The sequence below is a fragment of the Methylotuvimicrobium sp. genome (assembly GCF_050611805.1).
Lineage (GTDB): Bacteria > Pseudomonadota > Gammaproteobacteria > Methylococcales > Methylomonadaceae > Methylotuvimicrobium.
In genome coordinates this window covers 34,328-53,115 of the sequence record NZ_JBNGHF010000031.1, presented here as the reverse complement: position 1 = coordinate 53,115, position 18,788 = coordinate 34,328, and the positions used below count along the sequence as shown (strand labels likewise).

Annotated in this window: 15 protein-coding genes; 8 read left to right on the top strand and 7 right to left on the bottom strand. The window is 53.2% G+C overall.

The window, feature by feature from the left end; translation table 11 throughout:
• Nucleotides 1-129: 129 nt before the first annotated feature.
• Nucleotides 130-846 (bottom strand): retropepsin-like aspartic protease family protein, encoded by a 717-nt coding sequence (locus tag ACRJJO_RS14940; protein ID WP_431066480.1) that lies wholly within the window; start codon nt 844-846, stop codon nt 130-132.
• A 216-nt stretch (nt 847-1,062) separates the two neighbouring features.
• Here ACRJJO_RS14940 and ACRJJO_RS14935 point away from each other — a divergent pair, with 216 nt between their 5' ends.
• The 3 genes from ACRJJO_RS14935 (at nt 1,063) to ACRJJO_RS14925 (ending at nt 4,432) form a co-directional block, all read left to right on the top strand.
• Entirely contained in the window at nt 1,063-3,231 is a 2,169-nt protein-coding gene (locus ACRJJO_RS14935) for a sodium-translocating pyrophosphatase (protein ID WP_431066479.1), read from the top strand.
• 401 nt (nt 3,232-3,632) lie between these two features.
• A complete protein-coding gene (locus tag ACRJJO_RS14930) occupies nt 3,633-3,971 on the top strand; it encodes a UPF0175 family protein (protein ID WP_431066478.1) in 339 nt (112 codons plus the stop codon).
• Entirely contained in the window at nt 3,956-4,432 is a 477-nt protein-coding gene (locus tag ACRJJO_RS14925) for a DUF3368 domain-containing protein (protein ID WP_431066477.1), read from the top strand. Before ACRJJO_RS14930 ends, ACRJJO_RS14925 begins: the two co-directional genes overlap by 16 nt.
• Before the next feature lie 174 nt (nt 4,433-4,606).
• Here the strand turns inward: ACRJJO_RS14925 and ACRJJO_RS14920 are convergent, their stop codons facing one another.
• The 5 genes from ACRJJO_RS14920 to ACRJJO_RS14900 form a co-directional block, all read right to left on the bottom strand.
• A complete protein-coding gene (locus ACRJJO_RS14920; RefSeq protein WP_431066476.1) occupies nt 4,607-4,819 on the bottom strand; it encodes a formate dehydrogenase subunit delta in 213 nt (70 codons plus the stop codon).
• A gap of 159 nt (nt 4,820-4,978) precedes the next feature.
• A complete protein-coding gene (gene fdhD / locus ACRJJO_RS14915) occupies nt 4,979-5,836 on the bottom strand; it encodes a formate dehydrogenase accessory sulfurtransferase FdhD (protein WP_431066475.1) in 858 nt (285 codons plus the stop codon).
• Complete coding sequence (gene fdhF / locus ACRJJO_RS14910) at nt 5,829-8,684, bottom strand: formate dehydrogenase subunit alpha (RefSeq protein ID WP_431066474.1); 2,856 nt, start codon at nt 8,682-8,684, stop codon at nt 5,829-5,831. Before fdhF ends, fdhD begins: the two co-directional genes overlap by 8 nt.
• Nucleotides 8,685-8,703: 19 nt before the next feature.
• Nucleotides 8,704-10,257: a formate dehydrogenase beta subunit gene (locus ACRJJO_RS14905; protein WP_431066473.1), complete on the bottom strand. Its 1,554-nt coding sequence runs from the start codon at nt 10,255-10,257 to the stop codon at nt 8,704-8,706.
• The gene (locus tag ACRJJO_RS14900; protein WP_431066472.1) at nt 10,254-10,730 is read right to left on the bottom strand and encodes a formate dehydrogenase subunit gamma; all 477 of its coding nucleotides are present in this window, start codon (nt 10,728-10,730) and stop codon (nt 10,254-10,256) included. The genes ACRJJO_RS14905 and ACRJJO_RS14900 overlap by 4 nt, the downstream gene beginning before the upstream one ends.
• A gap of 316 nt (nt 10,731-11,046) precedes the next feature.
• On the opposite strand from ACRJJO_RS14900, the gene ACRJJO_RS14895 reads away from it, so the two are divergent.
• From ACRJJO_RS14895 to ACRJJO_RS14875, 5 genes are all read left to right on the top strand, one after another.
• On the top strand, nt 11,047-11,922 hold the full coding sequence (locus ACRJJO_RS14895) for a substrate-binding domain-containing protein (RefSeq protein WP_431066471.1): 876 nt from the start codon (nt 11,047-11,049) through the stop codon (nt 11,920-11,922).
• A 769-nt stretch (nt 11,923-12,691) separates the two neighbouring features.
• Entirely contained in the window at nt 12,692-13,441 is a 750-nt protein-coding gene (locus ACRJJO_RS14890) for a hypothetical protein (protein ID WP_431066470.1), read from the top strand.
• Nucleotides 13,383-13,973, top strand: coding sequence for a hypothetical protein (locus ACRJJO_RS14885; protein WP_431066469.1), 591 nt, complete (start codon nt 13,383-13,385; stop codon nt 13,971-13,973). Before ACRJJO_RS14890 ends, ACRJJO_RS14885 begins: the two co-directional genes overlap by 59 nt.
• A gap of 26 nt (nt 13,974-13,999) precedes the next feature.
• Nucleotides 14,000-16,054 (top strand): TonB-dependent receptor plug domain-containing protein, encoded by a 2,055-nt coding sequence (locus tag ACRJJO_RS14880; RefSeq protein WP_431066468.1) that lies wholly within the window; start codon nt 14,000-14,002, stop codon nt 16,052-16,054.
• 36 nt (nt 16,055-16,090) lie between these two features.
• Nucleotides 16,091-16,942, top strand: a complete 852-nt coding sequence (locus ACRJJO_RS14875) for a hypothetical protein (protein WP_431066467.1) — start codon at nt 16,091-16,093, stop codon at nt 16,940-16,942.
• Between the two features lie 61 nt (nt 16,943-17,003).
• Here ACRJJO_RS14875 and ACRJJO_RS14870 read toward each other — a convergent pair whose 3' ends face one another.
• Nucleotides 17,004-18,779 (bottom strand): TolC family protein, encoded by a 1,776-nt coding sequence (locus tag ACRJJO_RS14870; protein ID WP_431066466.1) that lies wholly within the window; start codon nt 18,777-18,779, stop codon nt 17,004-17,006.
• Nucleotides 18,780-18,788 lie beyond the last annotated feature (9 nt).

Sequence of the window (18,788 nt, the reverse complement as noted above, 5' to 3'; positions counted from 1 at the left end):
GCCATCCATGGCAATCAGATTCCGCCGTCAAGCCTACATGGACGTATTCACGGCGACCTGTCAAGCGAGTTACCGAACCCTCAACAAAGCGCATAGTTCCAGGACGTTATTTATCACGAAATCCTAAGGTTAGTAGGGTTTTAAAATGATTTGATTGCTCGCATCGTCGAACGTCATTTGGAAGCGTCCTAAAAAGCTCATACCCAGCAAGCCGTTCGATTGTAATTTATCGTCTGCAATGAAACTCACATCTACGTTATCGGCTTGAGCTTTGCCGATAACGACCGATTTAAGCTTGCCTTGCATAATTTCGACTCTGCCGTTCGCAGTTTCGCTGTACCCGGGTTGTAAGTTCCTGTCGGTAAAACCCAATGCGGATTGAAGCGAGGCCGGTAACACTAAAGTGGTCGCGCCGGTATCGATCAGCATATTGGCTTTCAGTTTGGTGCCGTAAGGCCCCGATAATTCGGCCTTTACCAAATGATGCGAACCGCTACGAGTCGTTTTGATGGCATAACTGGCGTCGGCCTTGGGTTTTTCAACAACTGCAGGAGGCGGCGTGTTGTCATAGCGCTTGATGCTGGTGATGATGATTTTTTCTATATCTCCTTGTTTGTTAGATAATTGAACAAAGTTATAATCACTTAGCAGTCGTTTTAATTGTTGATCCGGTGTGCCGCTAAGACGAAGGGGAGGGCCGTCTTGGACTAAGTGTAAATTCTTTATTGTTATGTCCTGTGCATTAATGAGTTGTTCGAGTTGAGTTTTAAGGCTATCGGCTTGTGCGATGCCGGTCGTTAACATCAACGCTAACAGGGTGGCAATGATCGAGTTTTTTCCGGACATAAAGTGCCGCCAGTAAGGTGCTAAAAAAATTTGAGCCTAAAAGCCGCGTCCGGGTTCCTAAATAACCAATTTTAATAAGACAAGTGTTGACAGGCGCGGTAAAACAACGTTGGATTGTAAGGGTTCGTCTCAAAAAAATCATTAAGTCGCTTTTTATGCCCTATCAAAAAGCGTCGATGTCATAAACCATTAATAACTAAAACAAGGCAAACATCGATGAATACAGGACAGTTGATTACTTATTTCACCCCGGTTTTCGGTTTATTAGCGCTATTTTTTATCATTAAACGTTCGGCATGGGTTAACAAACAGGATGCCGGTAATGAACGAATGACACGGATCGCAGGCTTCATCGAAGATGGCGCCATGGCCTTTCTCAAGGCGGAATACCGGGTTTTATCTATTTTTGTTGTTCTAGTCGCTATTTTGTTGGGTTGGATGGGCTCTTTGTCTGACGATTCATCTTGGATGATTGCATTATCATTCATATTAGGCGCGTTTTGTTCCGGATTTGCCGGTTTTTTAGGCATGCGTATTGCCACTAAAGCTAATGTCAGAACGACGCAAGCGGCCAGAACGAATATCGGTAGCGCATTGCGGGTGGCCTTTGCCGGCGGTTCGGTGATGGGCATGTGCGTTGTCGGCCTCGGCGTGTTGGGACTCAGTTTGCTGCTAATTGTATTTTCTTCATTGGGATGGGAAATGGGCCGCATCGTCACGGTGATAACCGGCTTTTCGTTCGGTGCGTCTTCGATTGCTTTGTTTGCCAGGGTCGGCGGCGGCATATACACCAAAGCGGCCGATGTCGGCGCGGACTTGGTCGGAAAGGTCGAAGCCGGGATTCCCGAGGATCATCCGCTGAATCCGGCGACGATCGCCGATAATGTCGGCGATAATGTCGGTGATGTTGCCGGAATGGGTGCCGATCTTTTCGAATCCTATGTCGGCTCGATTATCGGCACCATGGTGCTGGGCGCGGTATTGATCGGAACAGCCGGATTTGAAGTAGACAACGAATTCGGCGGATTAAATGCCGTTTTGTTGCCTTTGGTGCTAGCCGCTGTGGGTATCGTGACATCGATCATTGGGACATGGTTCGTGTGCATCAAAGAGGGCGGCAATCCGCAAAAGGCCTTGAATCGAGGCGAACTGGTCTCGGCAGTATTCATGCTTTTGGTAACTTATGGAATTACTCAATGGATGTTACCGGAATCCTGGCAAACCGGTTCAGGTGTTTATACGTCGATGGGCGTGTTCATAGCTATTATTATCGGATTGGTTTCAGGGCTGGCGATAGGCGCGATTACCGAATTTTATACCGGAACCGGAACCCGCCCGGTGAGAGGCATCGTCGAGCAATCGCTGACCGGGTCGGCAACTAATATTATTGCCGGAGTCGGAGTAGGCATGCAGTCGACTGCAGTGCCGATTATTATTATTGCCGCCGCTATTATCGGTGCTTATGAATTCGCAGGTCTATACGGCATTGCCATAGCAGCGGTGGGGATGTTGTCCAATACCGGTATTCAATTGGCGGTCGATGCTTATGGGCCCATCTCCGATAATGCCGGCGGTATCGCCGAAATGGCGGCCTTACCGAAAGACGTGCGGGAACGGACCGATAAGCTTGACGCCGTCGGTAATACTACCGCGGCAATCGGTAAGGGATTTGCAATCGGTTCGGCCGCACTGACCGCGCTCGCGTTGTTTGCCGCCTTCATGACCACCGCCAACATTTCCAGTATCGATATTTCCAAACCGTATGTCATGGGCGGTTTATTTTTGGGCGGCATGTTGCCGTTTCTATTTTCATCGCTGGCGATGGCGGCTGTCGGAAGGGCGGCGATGGATATGATTCAAGAAGTGAGGCGACAGTTTGCTTCTATCCCCGAGTTGAAGGCGGCGCTCGAAGTCATGCGTCACAACGAAGGGAAGGAACTGGATCAATGGAGCGAGGCCGATCAGTTGGTTTTCAATAATGCGGACGGCAAAGCGGAATACAGTCAATGCGTCGCTATTTCAACACGGGCTTCACTCCGGGAAATGGTGTTTCCCGGATTGCTGGCCGTCGTTTCTCCTGTAGCGGTGGGTTTTGGCGGTGGCGCTGAAATGTTGGGCGGCTTATTAGCCGGCGTTACGGTGAGCGGGGTGTTGATGGCGATTTTTCAATCCAATGCCGGCGGTGCTTGGGACAATGCCAAGAAAATGATCGAAGCTGGTGTGGAAATTCAAGGGCATACCTATCATAAAGGCTCGGAGCCCCATAAAGCGGCGGTAGTCGGCGACACGGTCGGCGACCCGTTCAAAGATACTTCGGGGCCTTCGCTGAATATCCTGTTGAAATTGATGTCTGTGGTGGCATTGGTAATTGCGCCGATGTTGTGATGGGTCTACTCGTATCCGATCGAAAAAACGTTTAATTTCCAGGAGGCGCGGGATGTGTTTTGCGAAGATGTTGACAGCAGGACAGAGTTTTGTCCATGTGAAATTTGCATCCACGCCGTCCCTGGCGATCAGGCTGCCGGAATGTGGGTTTACCCTGCATAAATTGCCTGAGTAATTAATCGTAGCTAGTGGGATATGGAATTTAGGACTTGGGTGAACGGCGGTCCTCGATAGTCACACCACATACTTTAAACGAAGTCGCAGGGTTTTTCAGTATGAAAGAAGTAATCGGACCTGTGTGGGCCAGTCTGCTAAATGTGCCGCAGGCATCCCGTAAAAAAGCGATTGTGTTCACCCTTAGCGTGGACTACACTCTAGTTTTTTAGCCGAGCGGGTCGACGATGTACGCAACCAATGTCAGAAATTTAAAACGTAATCCTTCGGAGGCCCTTAGACATGCCGAAAAAGAACCGGTATTGATCTTAAAAGGCAATCAACCAAATGCCCTGCTGTTAAATTTAAAAAGCTCGCTGGGTGAGTTGAGCGACCAACTCAAACCCGCCTTGGCAGCCAGTTTATTTAAAGACCGGGTGATATCATTGGGTGCGGCTGCGCAAATCAGCGGCTTAAGCCTATCTGAATTTATCGACCACTTGACCCAGTTGGATATCGATGTTGTCGTGGCCGACAAACAAACAGCCAAGGAATTGGAAACATTGGATTCATGGCTATCGTCATAGCCGATGCCGGACCGCTAATAGCGCTGGCTAAAATAAAACACCTTCAATTGCTGCCCGCGCTATTTGGCAAGGTTGTGATTACCCAAGCCGTTGCCGATGAATGTATGCGAAGTCAATCCGCCGATGCTCTCTTAATCGAACAGGCTTTGATTTCGGAGTGGTTGAAATGTGTGGACAATCCGGATTTTAAACTCCCTTTATCGAGAAGCTTGGGATTGGGCGAGCAATCCAGCATTGAGTATGCCTTGCAAACAAACGGTAATGCCATGTTGATCTTGGATGATGCATTGGCACGAAAACAAGCCTTGCGCAAGCAATTGCCGATAGTCGGCACGGCTGGACTATTGTTTGCCGCGCAACGAAAGGCCTTGATTTCCGATCCCGAGACTTTAGTCGCTGAGCTTAGACAGAAGGGTTATCGAATTTCAGACGATGTGATTGCCCAATTGAAAAAGGGTTGAACTACCCAGTTCCAGCGCTTAGAAAACCGATTTCGCCGGCGTACGTCCGGCAAACTAACGGTAACGCCTTGTTGATATTGGATGATGCATTGGCACGAAGTATATAAAAGACCGTTCGACTTATGACAGAGATGAGGCGAATAGTCTATTGGTAGGCTCAAGCGCTTTTTAAAGTTAGACTTCTAATTTCATAACGGCCTGCTTGACCGGCTCGGCCAGACCGTTCCCGTCTTTGCGGCAATAATCGATGATTTCGCGGCGCATCCGGGGTTCCCAGGCGCGTATTAGATGATTTTTGATGCTCTCGACGGCGGCCTCCTTATCAGGATCCGCATTGAAGAATTCGCCGATCGCGTTGGCCATTTTGATGAGTTTTTCTATCTGCATTATTGTCTGCCTCTGTACGCGACAAAATTTCTTAAAGGATATGATTAATAGGAATTATCGGCTTCCAATTACAACCAAGTTGAAGTAAAAAAGCTTTAGCACCCCTTTCCAACGTCCGATTTTTTTCGTGCTTCCCTTGACTCCGTTAGAGAGTTGATTTCAAACCAAATCGGTTTCTCGGTGGATCAGCCGATGCGAATGACTGTAAACGACATGCCTGTCTTCTCGGGCGAAGCCGACCAACGTCAGTCCCGTTTCTTCGGCTAACCGTATCGCAAGTCCGGTCGGCGCGGAAATCGCGGCCAACAAGCCAATGCCGGCCACGGCCGTTTTTTGGACCATTTCATAACTGGCTCGGCTCGTGACGATCACAAAACCGTCGGCCGGTTTTCGTCCTATCCTCAATAATGCCCCAATTAGTTTATCCAAGGCATTGTGCCGCCCGACATCCTCACGTATGGTTTGAATGCCCCGGCCAGGCAAGACCCACGCGGCCGCATGCACCGCGCCGGTCAATCGGTTGAGTTGTTGATGCTGTGTCAATTCGTCCAATGCCGATAACAATTCGGCAGACGTTACCGAAGCACCGCCCGATACCGGTGCGGGGTGACGGACGGCTTGTTGCAAGGTGCTAGCCCCGCACAAGCCGCAACCTGTCCGCCCGGTCAAGTTGCGGCCTTTATCGGCCATACCTTGCCTTCGCTGTTCGGGGATTTTAAGACGCACTTCGATGCCGTCCTTGCGGTTATAGACTCGTGTGCTCAGAATCTCTGCTGGGTGATCGACAATGCCTTCGGTGATGCTGAAGCCGAGCGCGAATTCTTCCAAATTAGTCGGCGTCGCCAGCATCACGACATGCGGCACGCCGTTATAGACCAGCGACACCGGTACTTCTTCGGCGATGTAATCCTGCTGAATGGTTGCACGCCCGTCCTCCCAGCGCTCGACCGGGCTTTGCCGATAACTCGGCCAGCCCAGTTCCCACGCAGATGATTCGGGCGTCGCAAGGTCAAGCATGATGTGTGCCTTGCTCCAACAGATCCAATTGTTGCTTCGAAAAGTCGCTGTACTGTTTTTGCCACTCCGAAGGCTGCGTGACTTTCGATACTTGCACTGCGGTGACTTTGTATTCCGGACAATTGGTCGCCCAGTCGGAATTGTCGGTCGTGATCACGTTCGCGCCAGATTCCGGGAAATGGAAAGTCGTATAGACGACGCCCGGCTGCACGCGTTCGCTGATCAATGCGCGCAATACCGTCTCGCCGGAACGGCTCTTGATGCCGACCCAATTTCCGTCGACGATGCCGCGATCCTCAGCGTCATGCGGATGAATTTCAAGCCTGTCCTCGGTATGCCACGCAACGTTGTCGGTACGACGGGTTTGCGCACCGACATTGTACTGCGACAGGATGCGGCCGGTGGTCAGGATCAATGGGAACATCCGCGTCGTGCGTTCCTCGGTCGCTACATATTCGGTCAGCATGAACAGACCTTTGCCGTTCGGGCGCATGAACTCATGTGCATGCATCGTAGGAGTGCCCACAGGATTTTCTTCGTTACACGGCCATTGGATGCTGCCGAGGCGATCGATTTTTTCGTAGCTGACGCCGGCGAATGTCGGCGTCAAGCGCGCGATCTCGTCCATGATCTCGGACGGATGGCTGTAATTCATCGAATAGCCCATCGCATTCGCGAGCAATTGTGTGACTTCCCAGTCTTCGTATCCGGCCAATGGCTTCATGACCTTACGTACCGGCGAGATGCGGCGTTCGGCGTTCGTAAACGTGCCGTTTTTCTCGAGGAAAGACGACCCGGGCAGGAACACATGCGCGAACTTGGCTGTTTCGTTCAGGAACAAGTCCTGCACGATCAAGCATTCCATCGATCTCAACGCATGATGCACATGTTGAATGTCGGGGTCCGATTGCGCGATGTCTTCACCTTCGACGTAGAGCCCCATGAACGTGCCGTCGGATGCGGCGTCGAACATGTTCGGAATGCGCAGGCCAGGCTCGGATTCGAGAATCACGTTCCAGTCTTTCTCGAACAGCTGGCGCGTTTCGTTATCGGAGACATGGCGGTAGCCCGGAAATTCGTGCGGGAACGAGCCCATGTCGCACGAACCTTGCACGTTGTTTTGACCGCGCAACGGATTGACGCCGACACCTTCGCGTCCGAGATTGCCGGTCGCCATCGCCAGATTTGCGATGCCGATCACGGTCGTCGAGCCTTGACTGTGCTCGGTCACTCCCAAGCCGTAGTAGATCGCGCCATTGCCGGCGGAGGCAAAAAGACGTGCCGCGGAGCGAATATCGGCGGCCGGAACGCCGGTGATCGTTTCGGTTTGCTCGGGCGCATGACGCGGATCGGCGATGAACGTTTTCCATTTTGCGAACGCGTTGGTATCGCAGCGCTCTTCAATGAAGGCTTCGTCGAGCAGGTTTTCGGTCACGACGACATGGCCGAGCGCATTGATCAGCGCGACGTTAGTACCCGGGCGCAGCTTCAAATGGTAATCGGCTTTGACATGCGGCGAGTTCTTGACTAGATCGATTTCGCGGGGATCGACGACTATCAATTTCGCGCCTTGACGCAAACGTTTTTTCATCAACGAACCGAACACCGGATGACCGTCGGTCGGATTCGCGCCGATGACCATGATCACATCGGACTTCATCACCGAGTCGAAGTTCTGCGTTCCGGACGATTCGCCGAAGGTCTGCTTGAGTCCATAGCCGGTCGGCGAATGACAGACGCGCGCGCAGGTGTCGACGTTGTTGTTGCCGAAGCCTGCGCGAACCAGTTTTTGCACCAGATAAGTCTCTTCGTTCGTGCAGCGCGACGACGTGATGCCACCGATCGAGCCTTTGCCGTATTTGGCTTGAATGCGTTTCAACTCGGATGCGGCATAGTTGATCGCCTCTTCCCAGCTGACTTCCTGCCACGGATCGCTGATGCTTTTGCGGATCATCGGAGTCGTGATGCGATCTTTGTGCGTCGCGTATCCGAACGCGAAACGACCTTTTACGCAGGAATGACCGTGATTGGCCTTGCCGTCCTTGTGAGGCACCATGCGAATCAATTGATCACCTTTCATTTCGGCGCGGAACGAACAGCCGACGCCGCAATACGCGCAGGTCGTCACGGTGGAGTGCTCGGGCGTGCCATGTTCGATGACTGATTTTTCCATCAGGGTCGCAGTCGGGCAGGCTTGCACGCAAGCGCCGCACGAAACGCACTCGGAATCCATGAACGCCTCGTTTTGACCGGGAGAGACTTTGGAATCGAAGCCGCGTCCGTCGATCGTCAAGGCGAAAGTGCCTTGCGTTTCTTCGCAGGCTCTGACGCAACGCGAGCACACGATGCATTTGGCCGGATCGAAACTGAAATAAGGGTTGCTTTCATCCTTGACAGCTTGCAAGTGATTCTTGCCTTGCGGGTTGTAGCGTACTTCACGCAAGCCGACCGCGCCGGCCATGTCCTGCAGTTCACAGTCGCCGTTCGCGGAACAGGTCAAGCAATCAAGCGGATGGTCGGAAATATAGAGCTCCATGACGCCTCGGCGCACGTCGGCCAGACGCGGGTTCTGCGTAACGACCTTCATGCCTTCGGCGACCGGCGTCGTGCAGGATGCCGGCATGCCGCGCGCGCCCTCGATCTGCACGACACATAAGCGGCACGAACCGAACGGTTCGATGCTGTCGGTCGCGCACAGTTTCGGAATGTCGATGCCGATGCCGGCCGCAGCGCGCATTACCGACGTGCCGGCCGGTGCGGTCACCTGAAATCCGTCGATTTCCAGCGTGACCAGTTTGTCTGCCTCCTTGGCGGGGGTTCCAAAGTCTTGTTCTTTATTCAGGGACATATCAGTACCTCCGGTGGGGTCAAGCCGCGCTGGCCTGTTCGGTTATCCCGAAGTCTTCGGGAAAATGATTCAATGCGCTCAGCACAGGATAGGGCGTCATGCCGCCGAGCGCGCACAACGAACCGTTCAATAGGGTGTCGCACAGGTCGCGTAATAATGGTATGTTTTTATGAAGATCGCGGCCGGCGATGATGTCTTTGATGACTTCTTCGCCGCGCGTCGAGCCGATCCGGCACGGCGTGCATTTGCCGCAGGATTCGATCGCGCAGAACTCCATGCTATAGCGCGCCATTTCGGCCATGTCGACGGTGTCGTCGAAGACGACGATGCCGCCGTGACCGACGACGGCCCAAATCGCCGCGAATGCTTCATAATCGAGCGGCGTATCGAATTGCGATTCAGGCAGGTACGCGCCCAGGGGGCCTCCGACCTGCACCGCCTTGATTGGTCGTCCCGATGCCGAACCGCCGCCGTATTCGTAGAGCAGCTCGCGCAAGGTTAGGCCGAATGCCAATTCGACGAGACCCGGATACTTGATGTTGCCGGCTAATTGAATCGGCAGCGTGCCGCGCGAACGGCCCATGCCGAAATCGCGGTAATACTCGCCGCCCTTGTCGAGAATGATCGGCACCGAGGCTAGTGAAATCACATTGTTGACGACGGTCGGTTGGCCGAACAAGCCGCTGATCGCCGGCAACGGCGGCTTGAAGCGGACCAGGCCTCGCTTGCCTTCGAGACTTTCCATCAATGAAGTTTCTTCGCCGCAAACATAGGCGCCGGCGCCTAGACGGACTTCGAGATCGAATTTTTTGCCGCTGCCTTGAATGTTGTCGCCGAGATAACCGGCTTGATAGGCCTTTTCAATCGCGGTATTCAACGCCCGATGCGCATGCGGATATTCGACGCGCAGATAGATGTAACCTTGTGTGGCACCGACCGCGATACCGGCGATCGTCATGCCTTCGATCAATACGAATGGGTCGTCTTCCATGACCATGCGGTCGGAGAACGTGCCCGAGTCGCCTTCGTCGGCATTGCAGATGATGTATTTTTGTTCGCTCGGCGTGTTGAGTACCGTGTTCCATTTGATGCCGGTCGGAAACGCCGCACCGCCTCGGCCGCGCAGTCCCGAATCGGTCACCTGTTTGACGATGTCGGCACCGCTCATCGCCAGCGCATTTTTCAGGCCGCGATAACCCTCATGGGCCAGATAGTCGTCGAGACTTACCGGGTCGGTGAGGCCGATGCGGGCGAAAGTCAGTCGTTGCTGTTTTTTGAAATAAGGGATTTCGTCGATCGTGCCGACTTCGAGCGTATGTTTTCCTCCATTTAAAAAATCAGCGTCGAACAAACCGGGGATGTCTTTTAATTGCACCGGACCATAGCCGATGCGGCCTTCGGATGTCTCGACCTCGACTAACGGCTCCAGCCAGAACATGCCACGAGATCCATTGCGGACCAGCTTGATGTCCAGCCCTCGTTGCTGAGCTTCCTTCTCGATCGCCGCCGCAATTCGGCCGGCTCCGAGCGACAACGCGCCGGAATCGTTCGGTACATAAACGGTCACTGTCATGATAAAGCCTCCATCTCGCCGATCACGCCGTCGAATGATTCATTAGATACACGTCCGTAAACATCGTTGCCGATCTGCATCGACGGAGAACAAGAACATAATCCCAAGCAATAAACCGGTTCGAGCGAAAACCTGCCGTCCGCTGTCGTTTCATGAAAATCGATGCCTAACTTGGCCTTGACATGATCTTCCAGCAGTTTCGATCCCATCGCCTGACAGGATTCGGCACGGCACAAATGAATCGTCTGTTTGCCCGGCGGCGTTTCGCGGAAATAATGGTAAAAACTGATCACGCCATGAACTTCGGCGCGGGATAGATTCAGTTCAGAAGCGATCATGGGAATGCTGTCTGCGGGGATATACCCCAAAGCGTTTTGAATATCGTGCAAAATCGGCAGCAGCGCGCCGGGTTTATCTTTAAGTGCGCTGGTGATTTCCTTGACGATGCTGAGCATGGAAACGGTCTCGGTCATGGGGCCTCACTTTCCGGTTCGAAAGCCGTTGAGTGGCGCTTCGAAATTGAAGTTTGTAGGTTTCAGAGAATATCATGTAATTTTTATTTATCAAAAAACACATAAAAAAACATATTTATGCATAAATTGTATGCTTTCTAATTATAAGCCTAATATCATTATCGTAAAAATCACATTTTTTTAACATTAAATCAGATTTTCTGATGCAGCTCGGTCCAGTCCTTCCAGCCCATACCCTCATTGCGGAACATCGTTAAGCTCGCTATATTGTTGAACCCTTTAGTTTTCCATCGAGGCTTTACTTTTGTCAGACATGATGACCGTGCACGAGGTCGCCGATTATTTGCGCGTCAAAGAGCGCAAAATTTACGACCTGATCAATCAAAAGCAGATTCCGTGTACGCGCGTGACCGGAAAATGGCTGTTTCCGCGTTATCTGATCGACATGTGGCTGATGCAAAACAGCGAATCGGTCTCGCAAGATGCATTGCTGAGAAGCGCGCCCGAGATCGTCGTCGGCAGTCACGACCCGCTGCTGGAATGGGCGCTCAGGGAAAGCGGTCGGCCGATAGCGATGCAAACGACCGGCAGCATGGAAGGCTTGGGCCGATTCGCGGCCGGCGAGGCGTTGATCTGCGGCATGCATGTGCTCGACACTGCCAGCGGCGAATTCAACACGCAGGCAATCAAGAATGCGCTGCCGGATCACGGTGTCGTAGCGATCGAATGGGCCTGGCGGCAACAGGGACTGATCGTCGCGCCGGGCAATCCGCTAGAGTTGCATTCGCTCGAAGACATCACCGATAAAAACGCGTTGCTAATCGACCGGCAAAGCGGTGCCGGCAGCCGGATTTTGCTCGATCATTTGTTCGAACAGGCGGGAGTCGACAAGATGCTCATCAAGACTACTGATAAGCCTGCGCGTACCGAAATCGACGTCGGCCTGACGATCTCGAGCGGCAAGGCCGATGTCGGCATCGCGGTCGCGTCGGTCGCACGGCAACTGCGCCTGGATTTCATTCCGCTGGCGAAGGAACGTTTCGATCTGGTGATGCGCCGCTTCGACTATTTCGAGTCGCCGATCCAAAACTTGTTGGAACTGACCCGATCTCCCTCCTTCATCGAAAAAGCCGAAGAGCTGGGCGGTTATGAATTGTCAGGCTCCGGGAAGGTGGTATTGAATCTGCGATAAATCCTTGCGTCCGATCCTGCTAATCGGACCTGTGTGGGTCAACACATGCTCCATCTCCCGGTCAGTGACCCGATCTGTAATGCCCCCGATCTGAATCCCCCTCATCCTTTATCCTAAAAAGAGCAGTTGAGAGCCTCAAACTACCGTTCGCCCTGAGCCCGTCGAAGGGTGAACGGTAGTTTGGGGCTCCACCAAGACGGTGAAAGTGTTGTAGACCCTTCATGCTTCGACTTGGCTCAGCACGAACGGTCTACAACACATGTCAACTGCTCTTTTTAGGTTTATCGAGCAATCGTTCAAGAAAAATCCTGATTAGCAAGTTTCTTCAGCTAAAGCCCAAAGATCGACATAACCCCTAGAAAGACGGGGTTCGTAAGCCATGCGCGTCAAGCTAAAAACGGCCACCCACATCACGCTCTTTCCCAAGCTCCAGCTTGGGAAAAACACCCCGGAAGCTCCCCCTTCGACATGCTCAGGGCAAGAGCTTCCTGAACAGGTTATCTAAGCTGGAGCTTGGGTAACAGAATATTTTATTTTTTTGCGACTACGACTGACCCCTGCTTGGACACTTGGTTTCGGCAAGCTGAAGCATCTTGCTAATCAGGAGAAAAATTTTGCGCCAAGCTTTTTCGTCCTTACTCACATTTAGTCACCTCCTTAGATCCCTACCCTCAAAATCTGTAAGATTTTTAAGCCCATATTTGTGTGTTAATATGCATTTTTTACATGGATAACCATTTTTTAACCTATTTAAGTATAAAAAACACAAATGCACGCAATCGACTTACTGATCGGCATCGACGATACCGATAATCTCGAAAGCCGGGGAACCGGGTTTCTGGTGCGCGAATTGGGTAGGTTGCTGACCGAAAACCGGATCGCGCGGGTATTCGGCATCACGCGTCATCAGTTGTTCGTCAGCCCGTTGATTCCTTATACGTCGCATAACAGTTCCGCGTGCATGGCGGTTGCCGTCGAATCCAGGGAAATGGAAGACCTGACCGAATTTTGCCGCGATTACTTGCTGCGCGAATGCGCGGAAGGTTCCGATGCCGGCTTGTGCATCGCGCCGGCCGGCGAAGTCGGCGCCGACATCCGGGGTTTCGGCCGACGAGCGAAATCCGAAGTGTTCACGCAACAAGACAGCCGTTCGTTGGCGAAGCGTTCCGGCTTTCATCTGGAAGGCTTGACCGGCGATCAGGGCGGCGTGATCGGGTCGTTGGCGGCCGTCGGCTTGCGCGCAGGAGGCAACGACGGTCGTTACATCGGCTTGCGCGGCGTGCGCGAATTGGAGCCGGGCGACTATCCCTTGAGCCGGCTGCAGGAATTGACCGATATCGAGCGAGTGCAAACCGTCGAAGGCATCGCTGTCAGCGATTCCGGTGCGATCGTGTCGATGAGCGAATGGGCCCGCCCGGTGCTGCTGGACGGAAAAGCTGTTTTATTGGTGGAGAAAACGAATGACGATACAAACGATCGGTGGCGGGTTGTCCCTAAATCCGTCATTAAAACCTATTGAATTGAGCGACCGGGCCGGTCTGAAAACGATGGCGTGGCTGCTGGCGGCCGGCGTTTTGGCAGTCGTGCTGCATGAATTGTTTCGCTGGCCGCTCAGAATGCCGGGCCGTCACGGCCTGGAATGGATGGCAATTCTGATTTTCGCCCGGACCGGCTCGACCTATCGTTGGGCCGCGACGGTTACGGCATTCGGCGCGGCATCGGCTTCTTTATTGCCGCTTGCAGGCGCGATCGAGCCGCTGGCCGCCGCCTCTTATTGGATAACCGGCGTCATCGTCGATCTGCTGTATCGGGCCGACAAGCAGTGGCGGCGCTATGCTTTTTACCTGGCGCTGATCGCGGCCGCCGCGCATTCGGTGCGTCCTCTGCTGAACTGGATCGAACTGTTCTATCTAGGCATCGAGCATCATTCCTTGACCAGCGGTTTGTGGTATCCGGTATCGACGCATTTCGGTTTCGGCTTTATCGGCGGCTTGGCCGGTGCGGTGCTGGCCGGATTCTCGCAACGTCGTCACCTCTTTTTTCATCGCTAATTCCAGTCTCGGCGAGGCTCTTAATCATGACTCGATCCGCAACACACGAACACACCGCTAAAATCCGCCTGGCAGGCTGCTCTCTGGCTTTGTTTTTACCGTTGGCTACGGCTTCGGACATGGCCGACGATGAAGTTTACCATTTAGGCGAAATCGTCGTACGCGGCGAAGATCCTGGCGTCGAAGCGATCGCGACGGTCTACGAACTGAATGCGTTGGATATCGAGCGCAAGGCCGCCAGAACGCTCGACGAAGCGATCGAACTGTTGCCCGGTGTCAATATTCGTACCGGTGCCGACGGTACACCGCGCATCGATGTCAGAGGCTTCAGAACCCGGCAAGTCAAGCTGCTGATCAACGGCGTACCGTTCAATTCGACATTCGACGGCCAATTCGATCCGACTATGATTCCGACCGAATCGATCGCGAAAATCAAACTGACTTCCGGCGCCAGTTCGGAACTCTACGGCGAAGGTGCCGAGGCGGCCGTGATCAACATCATCACGAAAAAAGGCGCTACGGGTTTTCATGCGCAAGCGGCTGGTGAGGTCGGTGATCGCGGCCATCAACGCATCTGGGGTAGCGCGTCCGGCGGCATCGACAATGCCGATTTCAGAGTCAGCCTGAGCCATCAGGACCGCGACGGTTTTCCATTGTCTCGCGATTTCGTCGGTACGCCGGAGGAAAGCGGAGGACTTAGAAATAACAGCGATCGGCGCCGAACCAACGTCTACGCCAACGCCGGTTACCGTCCCAACGACGATTGGAGTCTCGGGCTTTCGTTCAATCACGCCCAGGGTGAACACGGCATTCCATCGAGCGTGATCAACGACAATACCGACGTATTCGCCAACCGCCCGCGTTACGAACGGGTCAATGACGAAGCGATTTATGCGTCCCAATTCTCGGTGGCCTATGATCCCGAAGGGCCTTGGTCGTCGAAAAATTGGGCTTACCTGAACATCGTCGACGAGCAGGGCAACCGATACGACGACGCGACCCTGTCGTCGATGAGCAATGATCGCGTCAACGGTACGTTTGACCTAAACAGCTCGACCCGAATCGCCGGCGGCCATACGCAAACCAGCTACGATCATGGCTGGGGTGGGCAACTGACGATCATGGGCGATGCGCGCGAGGAAAGTTGGGAGCAGCAAGGCGTTATTCGCGATGTCAGTCTGTCTGCCGGCGGAGGGGGTGGCGGTGGCGGAGGTGGTGGTGCTTCGCAACGCTTCGGACTGCGCGACGTCGATGAAAACCGAAGCATCGGCGTCGTCTCGACGGCCGCCGAACTGACCTTTTCACCGATCGATAATCTCGGCATAGCATTGGGCTACGGACATCACTGGCTATTTCGGGACGATAACAGCAGTGCGGACGACAGCTCCTTCATTGCCGGCGCGCATTACGACCTGCCGACCGATACGCGTTTACGCGCGTCGGCGTCGCGCAAAATCAGAGTGCCGTCGATACGCCAACTATACGACGGCAACGGCGGCGACCCGAATCTGCGCTTCGAGACATCTTATAATTATGAGGCAGGCATCATGCAACAATTGCCGGGAAGGACTCAAATCGGCGTGACCGGCTTTTTGAACGATGTTGAAAATTTTATCGAACGCGATAATGACGGTTTCTTCCGTAATTTTGCCAAATACGAGTTCCAGGGCGTAGAAATCATCGGCGAATCCCGTTTTATCGACGACTTGCTGCTGCGCACCAGTTACACTTATCTCCACAGCCGGGACCGGTCCGACAGCGAAGGCCGCGACGAGTTACAATACCGCCCGAAGCACAAACTGGCGTTCGAGACCGATTATCAGTTCGGTTATGGATTTTCCGGTTATTTGAACGTGATGCATGTCGCCGACGAATATTACTATTCGCGCAATTTACCGCTGCAAAAAGCGCGGCTAGAGGCATACACTTTATTGAATATGAAACTGAACTACAGTTTTTTCAATAATCAGGCCGCTATTTATGTAGGTGCCGATAATATTCTCGATGCGGACTATCAGGAGTCCTATGCGCTGCCGCAAGCCGGGCGCTTCGTCTATACCGGCGCGCGGTTGAGTTTTTAGGCTTATTCATCGGCAAGCTTACCCGCTAACACTATTATGCAAACTGATAACGGTCCAAAATCCAGGAAAACACTGTTCATCGGCTCGATCGCGACGCTAGCGGTGATCGGTTTGGCGGCTTATTTTTCCCTAGACCGGACAGTTTTCGACTTGGCGCAAGAAACCGCGCCCGAAACGGTTAGTCGCTTTTCGAAACCGGATACTTCCGCCGCATTGCAAGAATTGTACGATAACGAATTCTCCGGCGAATCGATTAAAACCGAATCCGGGGAATTAGCCGGTTTTTGGTTCGAGCAAAGTTTCGCGATCGGCGGTCATGATTATCATGTGATATTCGGCAAGACTCAGAAAATCGACCCGGAAACGGGCACGCCGCTGGATAGTCATGTGCAAGGCGTCAAGGTCGGTGCGGCGACTTACCGGTTGGATTCGGATGGCTGGCGCGCAATCGGCATGCAAACAGGAATCGGTGAAATCGGTTCCTGGGGCGAAGCGCCCGATATTAAGCAGGCGGAAATTTTGACTTTATCGCCCAAGAGGATCGCGTTCATGCTCGATTTCGGCTACGGCATGGGCGGTTATTTCGATGAGGGCAAGGTGTTGTTCGGTTTCGACGGCATGACCTGGACGGATTTAGGCTTTGTGCAGACCGGCGGCAATAATGCCGGGGCCTGCGACGATGAGCCGCTGCCTTCCGGGATTACGATTCCTTGTTGGTCTTATACCGGCACTATTTCGGTATTAAGCGATATTCATCACGGCTATCCGGATTTATTAGTCGCACGAACCGGCACCCAAAGCGGCGATGAGCAACACCCGGTTAAACCGGTCGAAGACCCCGTATATCGTTTCGATGGCGATAAGTATGCGGATACGGGCAGTGACTGATCCAGGATTGGCCGTGTAATTTTCATAAACACATTGTACTTCTTATGAGTCTCGAGTTCCGTCATTTCGAGATCAATCCCGCCAGATCGACTTTGCTGTAACCGAGAAGGGTGCCGGTTGCATAAGCTAGGTCGATCAACCCGACTTGATAATCGGCAATAGCCCTGACTTCCTTCATTTGCGCATCGCCCAGTTTGGTGAGCATTTCCAATACTTCGGTCATCGTCCGTAAGCCTTCTTCAAATTGCTTGAGTTCCGCGTCGTAGTTGGCCCCGGCCAGTACGACGTTTTGCCGGGCCGCGATGATACGTTGCCAATTTTGCGATACGGTGTCCATCGCATCGTAAATTTCCCTGCGCACGGTCAGTTCTTTTAAATCGCGCGTCGTTAGACGTTGTAGCCTTTGTTGCACGGCACGTGACAGGCGCGATTTGCGCAGTTCGTTGGTCAACGGAATTTCCAGTCTCAAGCCGACCGACCAATCGTCGTAGCGCCCGGTAAACGTATCGCCGTAAGCCCCCCCGAAATCGTTGGAGTCGCGGCCTTGCGAACCGTAGCTGTAGTCCAGCATGAACATCGGTAGCGTTTGGTTTTCCAAATAGTCGATCTTGGTAGCGTCGGCAGCGAGTTTTAATTCCAACTCCAGCAATTCTAGGCGGCCGTCCAATGCTTTTCGGGCTAGAGCTTCGCGGTCGAAATCGAAACTGACCAGCATCGGCGAGGTTTCGGGAATCATAATCGTGGAGGTATCGATGCCGTAACGCTTGTCGTTGAGAAACTGAAGTAACTGGCGTTGACTAAGTTTGAGACGGGTATTTGCGACGATCAAAGCCTCCATGCGTTCGGCCACGCCGATTTCGGCTCGGTTGATTTCGATCGCGGCGGTCAGTCCTTCTTCGACGCGGCGTTTGACCATCGTTAGATTTTGCTGTGCGATTTCGTATTGTTGACGGCGGATGTCCAATTCGCCCCAGGCGGCGTAAAGCGCCCAATAGGCCTTGTCGACCGTTGCTAATACGCGGATCGATTGCAGTCGGGTTTTGAGGTCGACGATTTGTTGTTCGTAGCGTGCGATCCGAATACCGGCCACATTGGTCGATATACCGGCATCGCGCAGTAGCGGCTGGCTCATCGAAAAACGCAGCGCGCTTCGGTATTGGTCGGAGGCCACGAAGCGGCTTTTGCTTTTGTTTTCGAGCGGGGTACTGAGTGTCACTGTTCCGCCGGTTCGTAGCGGAATCATGATGCCGGCCTCGACATCCCATTGTTCGGCGCTTTGCGGCATGTAGCCTAGCTTGGCGATTTCGTCATTCAACGGCGAGTTTTTGTCGACAGCCTTGAAGTTTACGACATCGCCGTAGAGAAAAGGCGTGTCTTTATTCGAATACTTGGCGCGCGCGAAAATCAGATCGTCAAACCGGGCCTCTTCTTCGCTGACGACCGTGGCGGCGATGCTCGGGTCGATCAGTGCGATTTTCAAGTCGAGATTGTTGGTCAGCGCCATAGCACGCGCATCGGCGATCGTCAGCGCATGGCTTTCTTCCGGGGCTTCTTTTGTGTCTTTTTCCTCGAGCACAACGGGAGGTGCTGTCAAATCCAGTTTTTTCGGGTCGGCTCTGAATTCGGCAATCGCGGTGTCGAGTGATTTCGGCTCGGCTCTCGACAGATCCGGCAGCGCTAAATCTTCTTCACGTTGCATACGTTCTTCGACTTTTTGCGCCAGCTCCGGTTTCGGCCCGGTATCGAAATAGAAAGAACAACCCGACAATAAAGCGAATGCACTGGAAACCGTCAAATTTCGGTGAAGGCGTGCAACCGGGAAATGAGTTTTCAACATAAATCGTCT